At 71.6% G+C, this 17230-nt stretch carries 16 protein-coding genes and 1 pseudogene; 9 read left to right on the forward strand and 8 right to left on the reverse strand.

Annotated elements, in window-relative coordinates; all coding sequences use genetic code 11:
- The first annotated feature begins 30 nt into the window (after window positions 1-30).
- Genes ACFY3C_RS04030 through ACFY3C_RS04040 form a run of 3 tightly spaced genes read left to right on the forward strand, consistent with a single transcriptional unit; the run spans window position 31 to window position 2737 of the window.
- On the forward strand, window positions 31-798 hold the full coding sequence (locus tag ACFY3C_RS04030; protein ID WP_390769612.1) for a chorismate synthase: 768 nt from the start codon (window positions 31-33) through the stop codon (window positions 796-798).
- Window positions 795-1904: an o-succinylbenzoate synthase gene (menC, locus tag ACFY3C_RS04035; protein WP_386580899.1), complete on the forward strand. Its 1110-nt coding sequence runs from the start codon at window positions 795-797 to the stop codon at window positions 1902-1904. Before ACFY3C_RS04030 ends, menC begins: the two co-directional genes overlap by 4 nt.
- A gap of 41 nt (window positions 1905-1945) precedes the next feature.
- On the forward strand, window positions 1946-2737 hold the full coding sequence (locus ACFY3C_RS04040; protein ID WP_390769613.1) for a S16 family serine protease: 792 nt from the start codon (window positions 1946-1948) through the stop codon (window positions 2735-2737).
- A 36-nt stretch (window positions 2738-2773) separates the two neighbouring features.
- On the opposite strand, the gene ACFY3C_RS04045 is transcribed toward ACFY3C_RS04040, so the two are convergent.
- The 4 genes and pseudogenes from ACFY3C_RS04045 to ACFY3C_RS04060 form a co-directional block, all read right to left on the reverse strand.
- On the reverse strand, window positions 2774-2956 hold the full coding sequence (locus tag ACFY3C_RS04045) for a hypothetical protein (protein ID WP_386580903.1): 183 nt from the start codon (window positions 2954-2956) through the stop codon (window positions 2774-2776).
- Between the two features lie 31 nt (window positions 2957-2987).
- Complete coding sequence (locus ACFY3C_RS04050) at window positions 2988-3572, reverse strand: ArsR/SmtB family transcription factor (RefSeq protein WP_390769614.1); 585 nt, start codon at window positions 3570-3572, stop codon at window positions 2988-2990.
- 14 nt (window positions 3573-3586) lie between these two features.
- Window positions 3587-4360, reverse strand: a pseudogene (locus ACFY3C_RS04055) (ABC transporter permease); the annotation flags it as partial.
- 642 nt (window positions 4361-5002) lie between these two features.
- Window positions 5003-5485, reverse strand: coding sequence for an Lrp/AsnC family transcriptional regulator (locus ACFY3C_RS04060; protein WP_179851671.1), 483 nt, complete (start codon window positions 5483-5485; stop codon window positions 5003-5005).
- Between the two features lie 122 nt (window positions 5486-5607).
- On the opposite strand from ACFY3C_RS04060, the gene hppD reads away from it, so the two are divergent.
- Window positions 5608-6753 carry a 4-hydroxyphenylpyruvate dioxygenase gene (hppD, locus tag ACFY3C_RS04065; protein ID WP_390769615.1) on the forward strand — a complete coding sequence of 382 codons (1146 nt, stop codon included), beginning with the start codon at window positions 5608-5610 and terminating at the stop codon, window positions 6751-6753.
- A 40-nt stretch (window positions 6754-6793) separates the two neighbouring features.
- Here the strand turns inward: hppD and ACFY3C_RS04070 are convergent, their stop codons facing one another.
- Window positions 6794-8281 (reverse strand): tetratricopeptide repeat protein, encoded by a 1488-nt coding sequence (locus ACFY3C_RS04070; RefSeq protein ID WP_390769616.1) that lies wholly within the window; start codon window positions 8279-8281, stop codon window positions 6794-6796.
- A gap of 92 nt (window positions 8282-8373) precedes the next feature.
- Between ACFY3C_RS04070 and ACFY3C_RS04075 the strand changes: the two genes are divergently transcribed.
- Window positions 8374-9789 (forward strand): FAD-binding oxidoreductase, encoded by a 1416-nt coding sequence (locus tag ACFY3C_RS04075; RefSeq protein WP_390769617.1) that lies wholly within the window; start codon window positions 8374-8376, stop codon window positions 9787-9789.
- 68 nt (window positions 9790-9857) lie between these two features.
- Here ACFY3C_RS04075 and ACFY3C_RS04080 read toward each other — a convergent pair whose 3' ends face one another.
- A complete protein-coding gene (locus ACFY3C_RS04080) occupies window positions 9858-10271 on the reverse strand; it encodes an SsgA family sporulation/cell division regulator (RefSeq protein WP_386580911.1) in 414 nt (137 codons plus the stop codon).
- A gap of 232 nt (window positions 10272-10503) precedes the next feature.
- Between ACFY3C_RS04080 and ACFY3C_RS04085 the strand changes: the two genes are divergently transcribed.
- Window positions 10504-12102 (forward strand): RDD family protein, encoded by a 1599-nt coding sequence (locus ACFY3C_RS04085; protein WP_390769618.1) that lies wholly within the window; start codon window positions 10504-10506, stop codon window positions 12100-12102.
- A 75-nt stretch (window positions 12103-12177) separates the two neighbouring features.
- Window positions 12178-12960 carry an RDD family protein gene (locus tag ACFY3C_RS04090; protein WP_386580914.1) on the forward strand — a complete coding sequence of 261 codons (783 nt, stop codon included), beginning with the start codon at window positions 12178-12180 and terminating at the stop codon, window positions 12958-12960.
- Window positions 12961-13075: 115 nt separating this feature from the next.
- Here ACFY3C_RS04090 and ACFY3C_RS04095 read toward each other — a convergent pair whose 3' ends face one another.
- Window positions 13076-13312: a hypothetical protein gene (locus tag ACFY3C_RS04095; protein ID WP_145882537.1), complete on the reverse strand. Its 237-nt coding sequence runs from the start codon at window positions 13310-13312 to the stop codon at window positions 13076-13078.
- 364 nt (window positions 13313-13676) lie between these two features.
- Here ACFY3C_RS04095 and ACFY3C_RS04100 point away from each other — a divergent pair, with 364 nt between their 5' ends.
- Window positions 13677-16031 (forward strand): immune inhibitor A domain-containing protein, encoded by a 2355-nt coding sequence (locus ACFY3C_RS04100; RefSeq protein ID WP_390769619.1) that lies wholly within the window; start codon window positions 13677-13679, stop codon window positions 16029-16031.
- Window positions 16032-16152: 121 nt separating this feature from the next.
- Window positions 16153-16491: a hypothetical protein gene (locus ACFY3C_RS04105; protein WP_390769620.1), complete on the forward strand. Its 339-nt coding sequence runs from the start codon at window positions 16153-16155 to the stop codon at window positions 16489-16491.
- A gap of 62 nt (window positions 16492-16553) precedes the next feature.
- On the opposite strand, the gene ACFY3C_RS04110 is transcribed toward ACFY3C_RS04105, so the two are convergent.
- Entirely contained in the window at window positions 16554-17147 is a 594-nt protein-coding gene (locus ACFY3C_RS04110) for a nicotinamidase (RefSeq protein WP_386580918.1), read from the reverse strand.
- Window positions 17148-17230 lie beyond the last annotated feature (83 nt).

A 17230-nucleotide genomic window follows, 5' to 3' on the forward strand; every position in this document is an offset into this window, starting at 1 on the left:
TCCGAGACTCGTCGCATGACAGCAGGAGTCATGACCACAGGAGTCACCGTCCGCAGGGTCCACGACGCCGCCGGGCTCGCGGCCGTGGCCGACCACTTCAGCGACGTCTGGCACACCCCCCGTACCGCCCCGCCCTACCCGGCCGAGGTGCTGCACAGCCTGGTGCACGCCGGTGGCGCCGTGCACGCCGTGTACGACGGGCAGCGGCTGGCCGGGGCCGCCGTGGCCGTGCTCGGGGCGGAGCGCAGCACGTACTCGCTGGTGGCGGCCGCCGAACGGGGCCTCGGGTACGCCGTGAAGCAGGCACAGCGCGACTGGGCCGTCGGGCTCGGCGCCCGCACCATGCGCTGGACCTTCGACCCGCTGGTCGGCCGCAACGCCCGCTTCAACCTGGTCAAGCTGGGCGCCGTCGGCACGGAGTACCTGGTCGACTTCTACGGCGCCATGACGGACGGCGTGAACGACGGCGACGAGAGCGACCGGCTGACGGTCACCTGGGATCTGACGGCGCCGAGACCGCCGTACGACACGGACACGGACACCGACGCCCACGGCCCGGTGACCCGGACCGCCCCCGACGGCGGTCCGCTCGCCCGACGTGACCTCGCCGACCGGTACGTCTGGTGCCGGGTCCCCGGCGACATCGTCAAGCTCCGCGCGGCCGACCCCGCGCTCGCCCTGCGGTGGCGGCACGCCGTGCGCGAGGTGTTCCTGGAGGCCTTCACGGAGGGCTTCCGGGCGACGGGCATGTCCCGCGACGGCTGGTACACGCTCACCCGGACGGAGGCGGCCGCGTGAAGCTGGAGCGCGTGGAGATCGTGCACGTGGCGATCCCGCTGGTCACCCCCTTCCGTACGTCCTTCGGCACGATGACGACGAAGGACACCTTCCTCCTGCACGTCGTCACGGACGCGGCCGAGGGCTGGTCGGAGTTCGCCGCCGACCCCGAGCCGCTGTACTGCTCCGAGTTCGTGGCCGGCGCCGAGATCGTGCTGCGCGACTTCCTGCTGCCCCGCGTGGCCGCCCTGCCGCACCTCACCACGGCAGCGCTGGCCCCGGCCATGGCGAAGATCAAGGGGCACGAGCTGGCGAAGGCGGCCCTGGAGACGGCGGTGCTCGACGCCGAGCTGCGGGCGTACGGCATGCCGCTCGCGACCTACCTCGGCGCCGTACGGGACCGGGTGCCCGCCGGGGTCTCCGTCGGCATCAAGAACTCCGTGCCCGAGCTGCTGGACGACGTCGAGCGCTACCTCGCCGAGGGGTACGTCCGCATCAAGCTGAAGATCGAGCCCGGCTGGGACGTCGAGCCGGTCCGGGCCGTCCGCGAGCGCTTCGGCGCCGGGCTGCCCCTCCAGGTCGACGCCAACACCGCCTACACCCTCGCGGATGCCGAGCACCTGCGCAGGCTGGACGAGTTCGGGCTGCTGCTGATCGAGGAGCCGCTGGAGGAGAACAACCTCCACGCCCACGCGCAGCTCCAGAAGCGCCTGGCGACCCCGGTCTGCCTGGACGAGTCCCTGCACCACGCCCGGGACGCCGCCGCCGCGATCGCCATGGACGCCTGCCGGGTGGTGAACGTCAAGCCCGCCCGGGTCGGCGGCTACCTGGAGGCCCGCCGGGTCCACGACGTGGCCCACGCGCACGGGGTCCCGGTGTGGTGCGGCGGGATGCTGGAGACGGGCATCGGCCGCGCCCCCAACCTGGCCCTGGCCGCCCTCCCCGGCTTCACCCTGCCGGGCGACACCTCGGCCTCCTCGCGCTACTTCGCCGAGGACATCACCGAACCGTTCGTCCTGGCGGACGGCCACCTCCCGGTGCCGACCACGCCCGGCATCGGCGTCGAGCCGCTTCCGGACGCGCTGCGCCGGTTCACCCGGGAGCGCCGGGACCTGTACGCCGCATAGGAGACAGGGGGAGGCGGGTGGCCGTCACGTAGATTGATTACGTGCTCTCACGTCTCACGCGTTCCCAGGCCGTCGCCGTCTGCGCCGTGCCCGTCGTGGCCCTGCTCGCCACGGCGGTCTTCGCGCCGCTGCCGTTCTCGGTGGCGCAGCCCGGGATGACGGCGAACGTGCTCGGGAAGAACCAGGGCACCCCGGTGATCACCGTCTCCGGCGCGCCGACCCGGACGACCGGCGGGCAGCTGCGGATGACGACCATCGAGGCGACAGGCCCGGACGCCCGGGTGTCCCTCAAGGACGTGTTCGGCAACTGGTTCCGCACGGACCGGGCCGTGATGCCCCGCGACTCGGTCTACCCGAGCGGCAACAGCGTCAAGGAGATCGAGAAGCACAACGCGGAGCAGATGCAGCAGTCCCAGGACGCGGCGACCCGGGCGGCGCTGAAGTACCTGGACCTGAGCGCCGACAAGGTCAAGGTCGACCTGAAGCTCGCCGACGTGGGCGGGCCCAGCGCGGGGCTGCTGTTCACTCTGGGGATCATCGACAAGCTGAACGGCGACGGCAGCGGCGGCGACCTCACGGGGGGCCGCACCATCGCCGGTACGGGGACGATCGACGCCGCCGGGCAGGTCGGCGCGGTCGGCGGGGTGGCCCTGAAGACGCAGGCCGCCCGGCGGGACGGGGCCACCGTCTTCCTGGTGCCGAAGGCCGAGTGCGGCGATGCCAAGGCCGAGCTGCCCGAGGGGCTGCGGCTGGTCCCGGTGACCACGCTCAAGAGCGCGGTGGACTCCCTGGTGGCGCTGGAGAAGGGGAAGGGCTCGGTTCCGAGCTGTTAGGCGACGTCCCGGGCTGTTGGGCGACGTCCCGGGTTGCTAGGCGACGGCGGGTGTCGGCTTGGGGGTGGCCGCGAGCCGCAGGCCGACCTCCACGAGGGTCCAGCCGACGCGGGTGCGCAGTTCGACCGGGGGCTTGGCCTCGGTGGCGAGGCGGTGGGCGGCGGCCTGGGCGCGGAGGTCGGCGGCGCGGTGCTGGGCGAGCTGGGTCTCGATGTGCATGGCGTTGCCTCTCAGTCCGTCTCAGTCGGTCTCAGTCGGTCTCGATGGGGAACAGGTGCGTGTGGATGCGTACTTGCTCGGAACCGGGCGTGTCCGTGTCGGTTTCGCGGCTGCGGTAGTCGTTGATCAGGGCGTGCATCTTCGCGACGAGTTCGGCGGCCAGCTCGGGTGTGAGCTGGAACGTCGCATTGCTCATGTCGCTGGAGCGGGACCACTCCTCGGACCAGCGGTCCCGGGTGCTGAGCCAGGTGGACAGCTCGCGGGCGTGGGTGTTCGCGACCTCGTGGAGGTACATCTCGGCCATTCCCCGGACCTCGGGGCCGACGCCCTTGAAATCCTCGGCGTCGAAGACGATCCCCTGGTCCACGGCCCGCCACCAGCGCTCCCGGCCCTTGCCGTGCTCGGGTGCGTCCTCGACGAAGCCGTGGGCGGCGAGCTGGCGCAGGTGGTAGCTGGTCGCGCCGCTGGACTCGCCGAGCCGCTCCGCCAGTTGGGAGGCGGTGGCGGGTCCGCTCCGGCGCAGCGTGTCCAGCAGCTGCATCCGCAGCGGGTGTGCGAGCCCCCGCAGCGAGCGGGGATCCAGCCGACGCTGCTTGCGTTCCTCGTGCTCCGTCATGCGTACAAAGATAGCTATGCAAAGGGTCCTTTGCAAGGACTTCTTTGCATCGAATCCGGTCCGCGCGGCCGCAGCAGCGTCTCCGCCAGCGAGGCCAGCCAGTCGACCAGCAGGGCGAGGGCGAGGGTGAGGACCGAGCCGAGCACCAGCACCGGCATCCGGTGGTCGGCGATGCCCGTGGTGATCAGCACGCCCAGGCCGCCGCCTCCGCCGAACGCCGCCAGGGTGGCCGTACCGACGTTGAGGACCAGGGCCGTACGGACGCCCGCGAGGATCAGCGGGGCGGCGAGGGGGAGTTCGACGCGGGTGAGGACGGCGAGCGGGGACATGCCTCTGCCGCGGGCCGCCTCCAGCAGGGTCGGGTCGTTGGCCCTCAGGCCCGCGACTGTGTGGGCGAGGACGGGCAGGACCGCGTAGACGGCGATACCGATCAGGACCGCCCTCGTGCCCGAACCGAGCGCGATCACCAGCAGGGCGAGCAGGCCGATCGCCGGGGTTGCCCGGCCCAGGCCGGCGATCGTCATCGCCGCCGGGGTGACCCTTAGGAACGCCCGGCGGGTCAGCAGGACGCCCAGGGGGATCGCGACGGCCAGGACGAGCAAGGCCGAGAGCGCCGTCAGCCGCACGTGCTGCCACAGCGCCCCGGAGACCCGCCCACCGGACAGCGCGTCCGCGGAGACGGGGTCGAGGTCGGCCTGCCGGAACCACAGCCAGGTACCGAGCAGCAGGGCGACCAGGAACGCGGGCAGCAGGGTCAGCCGCCGCCAGCTCAGCCGGCGCGCGGGCTGGTCCGGCCGGGACGACGGAGCCTTCTGCTCTGCGGCGCCCGCGTCGCGGCGGGCGGACGTGGCCTTGCGTTTGCCCTCGTCGCGGGGGGTGCACCTGGCCTTGTGTCCGCCCGCGTTGCGAGGGGTGGGCCCGGCCTTGTGCTTGTGCCTGGCCGCGTGCTCGCTCTCGGGGTGGAGGGTGAGGCGGGGCTCGTACTCGCCCTCGTTGCGGCGGGCGATTCCGGCTTCGTGCTCGACCTCGTCGTGCCGGGCGAGCCCGGCCTCACGCTTGCCCTCGTTGCGGTCGGCGATCCTGGCCTCGTGGTCGACCTCGTTGCGGCGGGTGAGCCCGGCCTCATGCTTGCGCTCAGTGCGGCGGGCGAGCCCGGCCCCGCGCCTGCCCCCGACACGCCGGGTCGACCGGATCGCGTGCTCGCCTCCGGGGCGCCGGGCGGTGCTCATGCCCCGTGACGCCCTGTGACCGCGACCCGCCCCGCCCACGCGCTGCGGTACGTGACGATCCCGACGAGCCCCCCCCGACGGCGGCCGCCACGACCAGGCACAGCAGGACCGCACCCGCGTGCTCGTAGGCGTCCGTGAGCAGTTGCCGGCGGCGGCTGCTCAGGTACTCCCAGAGGCTCAAGGGTGCTCCAGGTCGGCTGGCTAGGTCCCTTCCCGACTGTCCTCGGCCGCCTGCTCCACCAGCGGGATGATCCGCAGCGGAACGGGGTTCTCCATGACGATCGCCGTGGAGGCCCGGACGATGCCATCAAAGCCGACGACCCGGTCGATCACCCGCTGAAGATCGGCGTTCGAGCGGGCCACCAGGCGGCACAGCATGTCCCCGCTGCCGGTGGTGGTGAGCAGCTCAAGCACCTCCGGCACGGTCGCCAAGTGCGCCCGGACATCGGGCCCTTGGCCCTGCCGGATCTGCAGCGTGGCGAACGCGGTGACCGGGTAGCCGAGGGCCGCCGGGTCCACCTGGGGCCCGAATCCGCGGATCACTCCATTCGACTGAAGCCGGTCCAGCCGCGCCTGCACCGTCCCTCGGGCGACCCCCAGCCGCCGGGACATCTCCAGCACGCCGATGCGCGGCTCCCGGGCCAGCAGCACGATGATCCGGCCGTCCAGATGATCGATCGCCACGGCGCCTCCTGGGGTGGTCATCCTGTACAGAGGGACTGCAGAAACGGTCACACCACTGAGCAGATTGCCCAGTGAACAAAGAAACTATTGCGCACCTTGCAGGGCGGGGCCACCCTTCCGGCATGACGCAGACCACACACCACACTCCCGACACCGCCCGGCAGGCCGACCCCTTCCCGGTCAAGGGAATGGACGCGGTCGTCTTCGCCGTGGGCAACGCCAAGCAGGCGGCGCACTACTACTCCACCGCCTTCGGCATGAAGCTGGTCGCCTACTCCGGACCGGAGAACGGCAGCCGCGAGACCGCGAGCTACGTGCTCGAGAACGGCTCCGCCCGCTTCGTGTTCACCTCGGTGATCAAGGCGAGCACCGCCTGGGGCGAGTTCCTCGCCCGGCACGTGGCCGAGCACGGCGACGGCGTCATCGACCTGGCCATCGAGGTCCCGGACGCCCGCCGTGCCTACGCCTACGCGATCGAGCACGGCGCCCGCTCGGTCGCCGAGCCGTACGAGCTGAAGGACGAGCACGGCACCGTCGTCCTCGCCTCGATCGCCACCTACGGCGAGACCCGCCACACCCTCGTCGACCGCTCCGGCTACGACGGCCCGTACCTGCCCGGGTTCGCGGCCGCCGCGCCGATCGTCGAGCCGCCCGCCCAGCGCACCTTCCAGGCCATCGACCACTGCGTCGGCAACGTCGAACTCGGCCACATGAACGAGTGGGTCGGCTTCTACAACAAGGTCATGGGCTTCACGAACATGAAGGAGTTCGTGGGCGACGACATCGCCACCGAGTACAGCGCGCTGATGTCGAAGGTCGTCGCGGACGGCACCCTCAAGGTGAAGTTCCCGATCAACGAGCCCGCGATCGCCAAGAAGAAGTCCCAGATCGACGAGTACCTGGAGTTCTACGGCGGTGCCGGCGTCCAGCACATCGCGCTGAACACCAACGACATCGTCGCGACCGTCCGCACCATGCGCGCGGCCGGAGTCCAGTTCCTCGACACCCCGGACTCGTACTACGACACCCTCGGCGAGTGGGTGGGCGACACCCGCGTGCCGATCGAGACCCTGCGCGAACTGAAGATCCTCGCCGACCGCGACGAGGACGGCTACCTGCTGCAGATCTTCACCAAGCCGGTCCAGGACAAGCCGACCGTCTTCTTCGAACTCATCGAGCGGCACGGCTCGATGGGCTTCGGCAAGGGCAACTTCAAGGCCCTGTTCGAGGCGATCGAGCGCGAGCAGGCCAAGCGCGGCAACCTGTGACGCGGCAACCCGCACCGCACCCGGGCAACCCGCACCGCGCCTAGGACAGGTCGGCGGGCAGGGGCTCCTCCGGCAGTTCGTCGAGCCCCTGCAACGCCGCCCGTGCCGCCGGGACCTGCAGCGGCGAGAAGTACGGGTTGATCCGCAGCGCCTCCTCCAGGTGCCGTCGGGCCGGCCCGTACAGGTCCAGCTCGCGCTCGATCATGCCCCGGTGGTACGTGTACAGCGCGCTGCGCACCCCGCCGCCCTTCGTCTTGTCCGTCGCGGTCGTGGCGTATTCCAGCGCCTCCTCGTCGTCGCCGGCCCGGTGCAGCGCCCAGCCGAGGGCGTCGGCCACCTCGATCCCGGGCTGGCGCTGCCACTCCTCCTCCAGGCGCGCCACCGCGTCCTCCGGGTCCTCGTGGTCGGCCTCGAACTGCCCGATCAGCAGCTCCTCGTCGACCCCGCCCGCGGCCGCCTGCCGTACCCGCTCGCGCAGCAGCGCGTACTGCTCCCGGGCCGGTCCGAACTGCCCCAGCGATTCGTACAACTCGCCGAGTTCCAGCGCGACCTGCGGGTCCGCCCGCTTGGCCAGGGCCGCCCGGTACGCGGCGAGCGCCTCGTCGGTGCGGCCCAGCGCCGCCAGCGCCCGCCCCTGCCCGGCGAGCGCCGCCCGCTGGTCCGGGTCGAGGCGTACGGCCGCCCGGAAGTGCCGCAGCGCGTCCTCCCGGTCGCCCCGCTCCCAGGCCAGCTGCCCGACCCCGGTCAGATAGGCGGCCTGCTCGGCGGGGGTGCGGGCGGTCGACGCCGCGTCCGTCAGCTGGGCCACGGCGTCCTCGCGCCAGCCCCGGTCCCGGTAGACCGCCGAGGCCTGCGCCATCACCGCGGGCCGCTCGGCCGCGCCGGTGCGCAGCCCCATCAGCTTGTCCAGGGCGCCGCGGGCCGCCTTGTAGTCGCCGAGCCCGTTGTAGGCCTCGATCAGCGGTGCGTACGACGTCCACTGCTTCGGCGCCAGCTTCAGCGCCTGCTCCCCGTACCGCTTGGCCGCCGGGAAGTCCCGGCGCGCGTTCGCCAGCGCGGCCAGCCCGCCCAGCGCCTGGGCGTTGCCCGTGCCCCGCACCTCCAGCGAGGTCTGCAGCGCCCGCTCGGCCTTCGGATAGTTCGCCGCGTCGGCGCTGTGCCGCCCCTGCTCCAGGTACGCGCTCCCCAGCACCGCCCACGCCCGGGCGTCCCGCGGCTGCGCCCGCACCCGGCTCTCCTGCTGCCCGATCAGCGCCGCCAGCTCCGGCAGCGCGGCCGGCAGCCCGGAGGTGACCGCGGCCAGCGTCTGCGCCTGCGCCCGCGCCTGGGCCTGCGGGCCGGGCGCGGCCGGTGCGGCCCGGTGGTGCGGCTCGGCCGGCAGCAGGATCAGGGTCACGCCCGTGGCGACCCCGCAGACACACGCGGTGACCAGCATGCGCCGCAGCCACCGCCGGGGGCGGCGCGGCGGAGGCGGCTCGCCCACCAAGGGCGTACCGGGGACGGAGTGGTCGTACTGTCGGATCTCCATGCCGCTCACTGTGCGGCAGTACGACCGGCACGTCCGGGTGGCCCAAGGGCGGCACGGACGGGGTTCACACCGATGGCCCCGGGTGCGACGCTGTGATCATGAGCCGTATCGAAGCGCGTCGTGACGAAGACGCAGCACACACCGGTAACCTCACCGACCGGCTCCTGGCCGGCCTGCCCGTCGAGGCCGTCCTCACCGACCCCGACGTCACTTCCTCCTACGCCAACGACATGGCGAGCTTCTGCCCGGCCGGCGCCCCGGCCGTGGTGGTCCTGCCGCGCACCGTCGAAGAGGTCCAGCACGTCATGCGCACCGCCACCGAGCTGCGCGTCCCGGTGGTCCCGCAGGGTGCCCGCTCCGGTCTGTCCGGGGGCGCCAACGCCACGGACGGCTGCATCGTGCTGTCCCTCACCAGGATGGACCGCATCCTGGAGATCAGCCCCGTCGACCGGATCGCCGTCGTCGAACCGGGCGTCATCAACGCCACCCTCTCCCGAGCCGTCGAGGAACACGGCCTGTACTACCCGCCCGACCCCTCCAGCTGGGAGATGTGCACCATCGGCGGCAACATCGGCACGGGGTCGGGCGGCCTGTGCTGTGTGAAGTACGGCGTGACCGCCGAGTACGTCCTCGGCCTGGAGGTCGTCCTCGCCGACGGCCGCCTGATGTCCACCGGCCGGCGCACCGCGAAGGGCGTGGCGGGCTACGACCTCACCCGGCTCTTCGTCGGCTCCGAGGGCTCGCTCGGCATCGTCGTCCGCGCGGTCCTCGGGCTGCGGCCCAAGCCGCCCCAGCAGCTCGTCCTGGCCGCGGAGTTCGGCTCGGCGGCCGCCGCCTGCGAAGCCGTGTGCCGGATCATGGAGGGCGGCCACGTGCCCTCGCTCCTCGAACTGATGGACCGTACGACCGTCAAGGCGGTCAACGACCTTGCCCACATGGGTCTCCCGGAGACCACCGAGGCGCTGCTGCTGGCCGCCTTCGACACCCCGGACCCCACCGCCGACCTCGCCGCCGTCGGCGCGCTGTGCGAGGCCGCCGGCGCCACCCAGGTCGTCCCGGCCGAGGACGCCGCCGAGTCCGAACTCCTCCTCCAGGCGCGGCGGCTCTCGCTGACCGCGCTGGAGGCGGTGAAGGGCACGACGATGATCGACGACGTGTGCGTGCCCCGCTCGAAGCTCGGCGCGATGCTCGTCGGCATCGATCAGATCGCCGCCAAGTACGGGCTCACCATCGGGGTCTGCGCACACGCCGGCGACGGCAACACGCACCCCACCGTCTGCTTCGACGCCCAGGACCCCGACGAGTCCCGGCGGGCCCGCGAGTCCTTCGACGAGATCATGGCCCTCGGCCTGGAACTCGGCGGCACCATCACCGGCGAACACGGGGTGGGCGTCCTGAAGAAGGACTGGCTGGCGCGGGAGATCGGCCCGGTCGGCGTGGAGATGCAGCGGGCGGTGAAGCAGGTCTTCGACCCGCTCGGCATCCTCAACCCCGGCAAACTGTTCTGACCCTGTCTTCTCAGACCCTGCCTTCTCAGACCGTGCCTTCTCAGACCGTGCCTTCTCAGACCGTGCCCTCACTGGGCGAGCAGTTGGTCGAGTGCGTCGTCGATGCCCAGCTGCCCGGCCTCGCTCCCCGGGGGCACCACGCGCAGCGTCCGCTCCAGCCAGGCCGACACCTGGGCGGACGGCGCCTCCAGCAGGGCGTCCCCGTCCGGCGAACTCAGCGCCATCAGCACGACGCTGCGCCCGTCGGTCTTGGTCGGCCACACCCGCACGTCCCCGTGCCCGCACGGCCGGAACACCCCCTCAACCAGCAGTTCCCGGGCGAACGTCCAGTTGACGGGGTGCTCGGAGTTGATGTGGAAGGTGATGTGGATCGCATAGGGGTCGTCGGAGCGGTAGCTGAGCCGGGCCGGGACCGGGATGCTCCGCTCGGGCGACAGGATGAGCCTCAACTCCAGCTCCCGCTCCACCTCGGTGTGCTGCATGACCTGCTTCTCCTCTGTGCCGGGGCCCTTCGGACCGGGCCCGTACCAGGGGAGAGGGGGCAGGGGCACGGGCATTACGCGGGTTCGGGAAACTTTTCGGGCCAGGTGTGGGACCCGTGCACGGCGTTGCCCGGAAAGGGGTGGGTACGGCGGGACTGGCGGTGCGGCGTGCCCCGGTCTGATAGATGTGGGGGACCCGATTCCACCCCCGAGCAGATACGGGACGACGGACATGAGCGCCCCAACCCCGGCCCCCGGTGACGACAGGCCCCGCGAGGGCTACTACCCGGACCCGTCCATCCCCGGCTACGTCCGGTACTGGAACGGCGCCTCCTGGGTGCCGGGCACCAGCCGGCCGGCGCCGAAGGACGGCGAACCGCTCACCCCGCCGCCCGGCGCCCGCCCGGCGGCGCCGTCCGTCGAGGAGACGGGCCCGCACTTCTTCGACGAGGACCCGCAGCCGGAACCCTCCGGGCAGGACCAGCCGTCCGCCTGGGGCACCGACCCCCGCGTCCCCGCGGACAACCCCGCCCAGCCGTCCGGCCACGCCGCCCGCACCGACGGCACGGCGTCGATCCCGCCCGCGGACGACGGCGCTCCCGATCCCGGCACCTTCATCTTCCGCCGCCCGGTCCCGGGTCCCGCGGCGGTCACGGACGACGGCACGATGACGTTCGGACCGGGTCAGGGCCGGCAGCCCGGCGCGGCCGGCTCCTCGGGCCCGGCGGCCTCGGGCTCCCCCGGCACACCCGGCTTCGGCCCACAGGCCTCCGCCCCGGCGGCCGCGGGCGGTCCCGGCGCGGGCGGCTTCGGCCCGGGGTCGGCAGGGCCCGGTGCGGGCGCGGGCGCGGGCTTCGGTGCGCCGGCCTCCGGTCCGGGGGCGGCGTCCGGTGGGTCCGGTACCGCGAGCCCTGCCGCGCAGGCGTCCGGCTCGGCGGCTGCCGGTGGCTTCGCGGCCCAGGGGCCGGTCGGGGCGCCGCACACGGGGCCCGGTGGCCCAAGCGGTGCTGCCGCGGGCGGACTTGGCGGTCCCGGTGCGCAGGGCCCGACCGGGGCGCCCGGCGCAGGGCCGGCGGCGCCCACCGGTCCCGGGTTCGGTGCCGGAAAGGCCGCCGCCGCTCGCGCCGCGGCCGCACAGCCCCCTCAGGCGCCCCAGGCCTCCGCCGCCGTGGCCCCCTCGGTGCCGCAACAGGCCGGCCCCGGCACCCCGGTGACCTCGGGGGCGGGTGGTGGGCAGGCCTCCTGGGCCCAGCAGGTGCACCAGCTGGCCGGGGGCGCGGACGAGCAGGTCGCGCCGTGGAAGCCGCCGGTGGAGGACATCTTCCAGGCGGCCGCCCGCCGGCAGGCCGCGGCCCGTCCGGCCGGCCTTGGCAGACGGTTCGCCGCCCGCCTGATCGACAGCCTGGTCGTCGGCGCCGTGACCGCCGCCGCTGCGGTCCCGCTCGGCGCACCGGCGGTCGACCACGTCCAGCAGAAGATCGACGAGGCCAAGCTGTCCGGCCGTACCGTCACGGTCTGGCTGCTCGACGGCACCACCGGCACCGCCCTCGGCATCGTCCTCGCCGTCCTTCTCCTCTTCGGCGTCCTGTACGAGGTGCTGCCCACCGCCAAGTGGGGCCGCACTCTGGGCAAGAAGCTGTGCGGCCTGGAGGTCCGGGACATAGAGGCGCACGAGCCCCCGACGTTCGGCGCGGCCCTGCGCCGCTGGCTGGTCTACAGCATCCCGGGCCTGCTCGGCATCGGGATCGTCGGCGTGCTGTGGTGCCTGTTCGACCGGCCCTGGCACCAGTGCTGGCACGACAAGGCGGCTCACACCTTCGTCGCGAGCTGACCCGACGGGCGGCCCCGTACCCCGTACGGCCGCCCGCCGGATGCGGAGCCGGGGCGTTCGCGGTCAACTCGGGCCATGAGCAGTGAACCGCCCCCCGGCTCCGGAGAGCAGCCCCCCGAGGACGACCCGTTCAGGAAGCGGCCCCCCGCGGACCAGGGGTCGGGCTCGCCGTACGACACCCCGTCCGGAGCCCAGCAGCCCCCACCGCCCGGCGGCCCGCCCCCGCCCCCGGGCGGTGAGCAACCCCCGCCCGGAGGGCAGCAGCCTCCGCCCTGGGGAGGCCGGCAACCCCCGCCCTACGGCGGCCAGCCACCCCCTTACGGCGGTGGTGGGCCCTACGGTGGCGGTGGCCCGTACGGCGGTCCCGGGGGTCCCGGCGGCCCGGGCTACCCGGCCGACCCGCTCGCCGGCATGCCCCCGCTCGCCGACAGCGTCAAGCGGACCATCGCGCGCATCATCGACATGATCCTCGTGGGCATCGTCGTCTGGCTGGTCACCTGGCCCCTCGGGGTCCACCAGTACTCCATGAACGGAGAGCGGGTCGAGGTCAGCCGGTCCCTGTGGCAGTCCTTCGCCGCCGCCGTGCTCTACGTCGCCTACGACACGATCATGATCGCCAGGACGGGGCAGACCCTCGGCAAGAAGTGGTTCAAGATGCGGGTGGCCAACCTGAACGACGGCGCCACGCCCTCGATGCAGACCTCGCTGATCCGCGCCCTGGTGCTGTGGCTGCCGTTCGCCTTCTGCTGCGCCTGCATCTGGACGGTGATCTGCGGTGGCTGGAGCTACTTCGACAAGCCCTACAAGCAGGGCCTGCACGACAAGGCCGCCAAGACCGTGGAGGTCAGCACCGAGTGAGCACCGCCGTGTGAGACGTGCGGTGTGAGAAGTACGTCGCATCGTGCACACGAGAGCGGCGGGTCCGAACTCCCACGGACCCGCCGCTCTCGTGTGCGTCGTGCGTGCGTGCCGTTCACAACGTGGTCGGGACCCGCTCGCTCTCGGGCGCGGTCTCGGCCGGCGGGGCGATCGTGCGCGGCCTGGGCAGTGGCACCGTCATCGCGACGAGCAGCCCCAGCGCGAGCGCGGCCAGGGCGATGACGGTGACCCCGAGGCCCGAACTCGTCTGGGACAGCAGCAGCATGGCTAGCGTCGAGAAGATCACGGTGCACGAACCGTAGGCGAGCTGTGCGGCGGTCGGACGAGGCATGGCAATCGTGTCCTCGGAAGAAAGGTGGGGGCGCCATTCGACTCTTATCGCGTGCATGCCCGAGCCGGACGCTTGGTAAGCGTGACCTAACCCACGGTACCGTTGCACGGGGGGCGCACGGAGTCATGGGGTCCGGGAAGTGGACGGGCGCACGCGCCCGTTGACCGACAGGCAAGCGCGTTCGTAAAGCGAACGTCGGCTCCGCATAGTGCACTTGTCCTGCTCAAGTCAAGGTCTGTCTTTTCTTCTAAACCTCTAGTCAAATGTCGTCACTTGATTACACGCGTTGATCGTGCGTGCACGGACCCCTTCCCATGACCGAGGACCCCCCTGTCCGTGTGCGCGGCGCGGGGGAGGAACTCAAGTGACCAGCAGACCCTGGACGTTCAGAGCTGCCGCCATCGGTGTGACGCTCGCCACGGCCTCTGCCACCTTCGCGACGTTCGCCGTCGCCGAGGCGAGCACCACGGCCCGCCCGGCTGCCGCGAACCGGCACGACCCGGCCCCGGTGAAGCAGCAGAAGCACGACCTCGACGGCCCCATGAGCAAGACGCAGAAGGCCCAGCGTCAGGAGGCCCTGAACCAGCTCATATCGGGCAAGGCCAAGGCCAAGGACCGCAACGGCTCGAAGGTCGTCCAGCTCAAGAGCAAGAAGGGCGACAGCAAGTACGTCGAGCTGAGCCGCGAGAAGACCGACAAGATCTTCACCATCCTGGTGGAGTTCGGGGACCAGACCGACCCCAAGTTCGGTGGCACCGCGGGCCCGCTGCACAACAAGATCGCCCAGCCGGACCGTAAGAAGGACAACTCGACGGCCTGGCAGAAGGACTACAACCGGAAGCACTACCAGGACCTCTACTTCGGCACCGGCAAGAACGTCGAGTCGATGAAGAAGTTCTACGAGAAGCAGTCCTCGGGCCGCTACTCCGTCAACGGCGAGGTCTCGGACTGGGTCAAGGTCCCCTACAACGAGGCCCGTTACGGCAACAACGCCTGCGGCTCCACCAACTGCCCGAGCGTGTGGAACGTCGTCAGCGACGGCCTGACGTCCTGGGTGGCCAAGCAGAAGGCGGCCGGCCGGACGGACGCGCAGATCAAGGCGGACGTGGCCAAGTACGACCAGTGGGACCGCTACGACTTCGACGGCGACGGCAACTTCAACGAGCCGGACGGCTACATCGACCACTTCCAGATCGTGCACGCCGGCGAGGACGAGTCCGCGGGCGGCGGTGCGCAGGGCAAGGACGCGATCTGGGCGCACCGCTGGTACGCCTTCGGCACCGACGCCGGCGCCACGGGCCCCGCGAACAACAAGCTGGGTGGCGCGCAGATCGGCGGCACCGGCATCTGGGTCGGCGACTACACCATCCAGCCGGAGAACGGCGGCCTCGGCGTCTTCGCGCACGAGTACGGCCACGACCTCGGCCTGCCGGACCACTACGACACCACCGGCAACGGTGACAACTCCACCGGCTTCTGGACGCTGATGTCCTCCGGCTCCTGGCTCGGCCGGGGCAAGGACACCATCGGCGACCTGCCGGGCGACTTCAGCGCCTGGGACAAGCTGCAGCTCGGCTGGCTGAACTACGACACGGCCAAGGCCGGCAAGCAGTCCACGCACAAGCTGGGTGTCGCCGAGTACAACACCTGGGACAAGCAGGCCCTCGTGGTCAACCTGCCGGAGAAGGCGGTCACCACCACGCTCGTCACCCCGGCGCAGGGCGCGACCCAGTGGTGGAGCGGCAGCGGCGACAACCTCAAGAACACGCTGACCCGTTCTGTGGATCTGACCGGCAAGTCCTCGGCCGCGCTGAGCCTGGACGGCTGGTACGACATCGAGGCCAATTACGACTACCTCTACGCCGAGGTGTCGACGGACGGCGGCGCCAACTGGACCGCGCTCGACGGCACGGTGGACGGCCAGGCCATCCCGCGTGACGCCAGCGGTGCACCGGCTCTGACCGGCACGGTCGACGCGTACAAGAAGCTGTCGTACTCGCTGGACGCCTACGCGGGCAAGAAGATCGACGTCCGCTTCCGCTACCAGACCGACGGCGGTGTGGCGCAGAAGGGCTTCGCGGCGGACGAGATCACGCTGACCGCGGACGGCGCGACGGTGTTCTCCGACAACGCGGAGAGCGTGGACGCCGGTTGGACCGCGAACGGCTTCTCCCGGGTCGGCGCGTCCTTCACCAAGGACTACGCGCAGTACTACATCGCCGAGAACCGCCAGTACGTGTCGTACGACAAGACCCTCAAGGTCGGCCCGTACAACTTCGGCTTCTCGAACACCAAGTCTTCCTGGGTCGAGCACTACCCGTACCAGAACGGCCTGTTGATCTGGAAGTGGGACACCTCGCAGGCGGACAACAACACCAGCGTCCACCCGGGTGTCGGCCTGGTCCTGCCGGTCGACTCGCACCCGAAGGCGCTGAAGTGGTCCGACGGCACGCCGCTGCGCAACCGCATCCAGGCCTACGACTCGCCCTTCAGCCTGTACCGCACGGACGGCATCACGCTGCACAACGCGGGCGTCGAGCTGAAGATCCCGTCGTCGAAGGGCGTGTCGGTCTTCAACGACCACACCAGCACCTACTACGACGCGGCGACCCCGACCGCCGGTGTCAAGATCACTGACACCAACACCAAGATCAAGATCGCCAAGGAGGCCAAGGATGGCTCGACGATCCTGCTCAAGGTCGGCCCCGCGGTGAAGTAGCGGATATTTCCGCAGGTCAGAAGCGTATCGGCGGTGACCCCCTGGCGGGTCGCCGCCGATCGTGTTTAGGTGCGTCCTGTGGCTCGCTTATTGACACCGACCGAAACGGGGATGTGACCGCATGGCCGCAGGAGGCTTCTGCAAGTTGCCGAACGGCACAGTGGTGGTGGCACTGAATCTGCCCAGCCCAGGGCATGCCGGCGGCTCGACCGGGGTGCGCGTGCTGGTCCACGCCCAGAACCGCGCCCGGGCCCTGACCCGCCTGCGCAACCTGGGTCTGCGCGCCGTGTACCTCCGGGGCAACGCCGCGCCCCCGACCCCGGACGAGATCACCGCGGTCCTGCACCATCCCGACGGCCTGATATGGCGCACGGCACCCGACAACGGTGTCATCGTGACGGAGCTGTGGCATCCCATCCGGGCGCTGCTTCGCAGGTCGGCGGTGGTGCAGCAGGGCTGAGGGCGGCTCCGCCGGGGCGGCTGCCCGGCCCGGCGTCATCCGTGGCCCGGCAGCCCGGCCTGCTAGCCGCTGACGACCGGCTTGCCCGTGAGTTCCACGCCTGCCTCGCGCAGCTCCTCCAGGGCCCGGTCGGTCGTCTCCCGGGACACTCCTGCGGTCAGGTCCAGGAGCACCTGGGTGCGGAAGCCCTCTCTGGCCGCGTCCAGGGCCGTGGCGCGGACGCAGTGGTCCGTCGCTATGCCGACCACGTCGACCTCGTCGATGTGGCGCTCCCGGAGCCACTCGGCGAGGCTGAGTCCGTTCTCGTCGGTGCCCTCGAAGCCGCTGTAGGCCGCCGAGTACGCGCCCTTCTCGAAGACCGCGTCCACCGCCCCGGAGGCGACCGCCGGGGCGAAGTTCGGGTGGAAGCCCACCCCCTCCGTGCCCGCGACACAGTGCGCGGGCCAGGAGCGGACGAAGTCGGGATTGTCCGCGAAGTGGCCGCCGGGCGCGATGTGGTGGTCCCGGGTGGCGACCACGTGGCGGTAGCAGGTACCCGCCGCCTGGCCGATCAGCTCGGTGATCGCGGCGGCCACGTCGGCGCCCCCGGAGACGGCGAGGCTGCCCCCTTCGCAGAAGTCGTTCTGCACATCTACGACGATCAACGCGCGACGCATGATGGGTGTCCTTCGACTGAGGGTTAAGTAACTGAGCCTAGAGACTTTGCAGCCCGTTCGGGAGGGGGCATTGACAGGGGGGC

It is taken from the genome of Streptomyces sp. NPDC001410, from assembly GCF_042895235.1.
In the GTDB taxonomy this organism is placed as follows: Bacteria; Actinomycetota; Actinomycetes; order Streptomycetales; family Streptomycetaceae; genus Streptomyces.

Bases quoted from the DNA above. Each gene is read 5' to 3' on its own strand.
- ACFY3C_RS04030 (WP_390769612.1), top strand. From the start codon at position 31: ATGACCACAGGAGTCACCGTCCGCAGGGTCCACGACGCCGCCGGGCTC.
- ACFY3C_RS04045 (WP_386580903.1), bottom strand. From the start codon at position 2,956: ATGCACATCGAGACCCAGCTCGCCCAGCACCGCGCCGCCGACCTCCGC.
- ACFY3C_RS04050 (WP_390769614.1), bottom strand. From the start codon at position 3,572: ATGACGGAGCACGAGGAACGCAAGCAGCGTCGGCTGGATCCCCGCTCG.
- hppD (WP_390769615.1), top strand. From the start codon at position 5,608: ATGACGCAGACCACACACCACACTCCCGACACCGCCCGGCAGGCCGAC.
- ACFY3C_RS04070 (WP_390769616.1), bottom strand. From the start codon at position 8,281: ATGGAGATCCGACAGTACGACCACTCCGTCCCCGGTACGCCCTTGGTG.
- ACFY3C_RS04080 (WP_386580911.1), bottom strand. From the start codon at position 10,271: ATGCAGCACACCGAGGTGGAGCGGGAGCTGGAGTTGAGGCTCATCCTG.
- ACFY3C_RS04085 (WP_390769618.1), top strand. From the start codon at position 10,504: ATGAGCGCCCCAACCCCGGCCCCCGGTGACGACAGGCCCCGCGAGGGC.
- ACFY3C_RS04090 (WP_386580914.1), top strand. From the start codon at position 12,178: ATGAGCAGTGAACCGCCCCCCGGCTCCGGAGAGCAGCCCCCCGAGGAC.
- ACFY3C_RS04095 (WP_145882537.1), bottom strand. From the start codon at position 13,312: ATGCCTCGTCCGACCGCCGCACAGCTCGCCTACGGTTCGTGCACCGTG.
- ACFY3C_RS04105 (WP_390769620.1), top strand. From the start codon at position 16,153: ATGGCCGCAGGAGGCTTCTGCAAGTTGCCGAACGGCACAGTGGTGGTG.
- ACFY3C_RS04110 (WP_386580918.1), bottom strand. From the start codon at position 17,147: ATGCGTCGCGCGTTGATCGTCGTAGATGTGCAGAACGACTTCTGCGAA.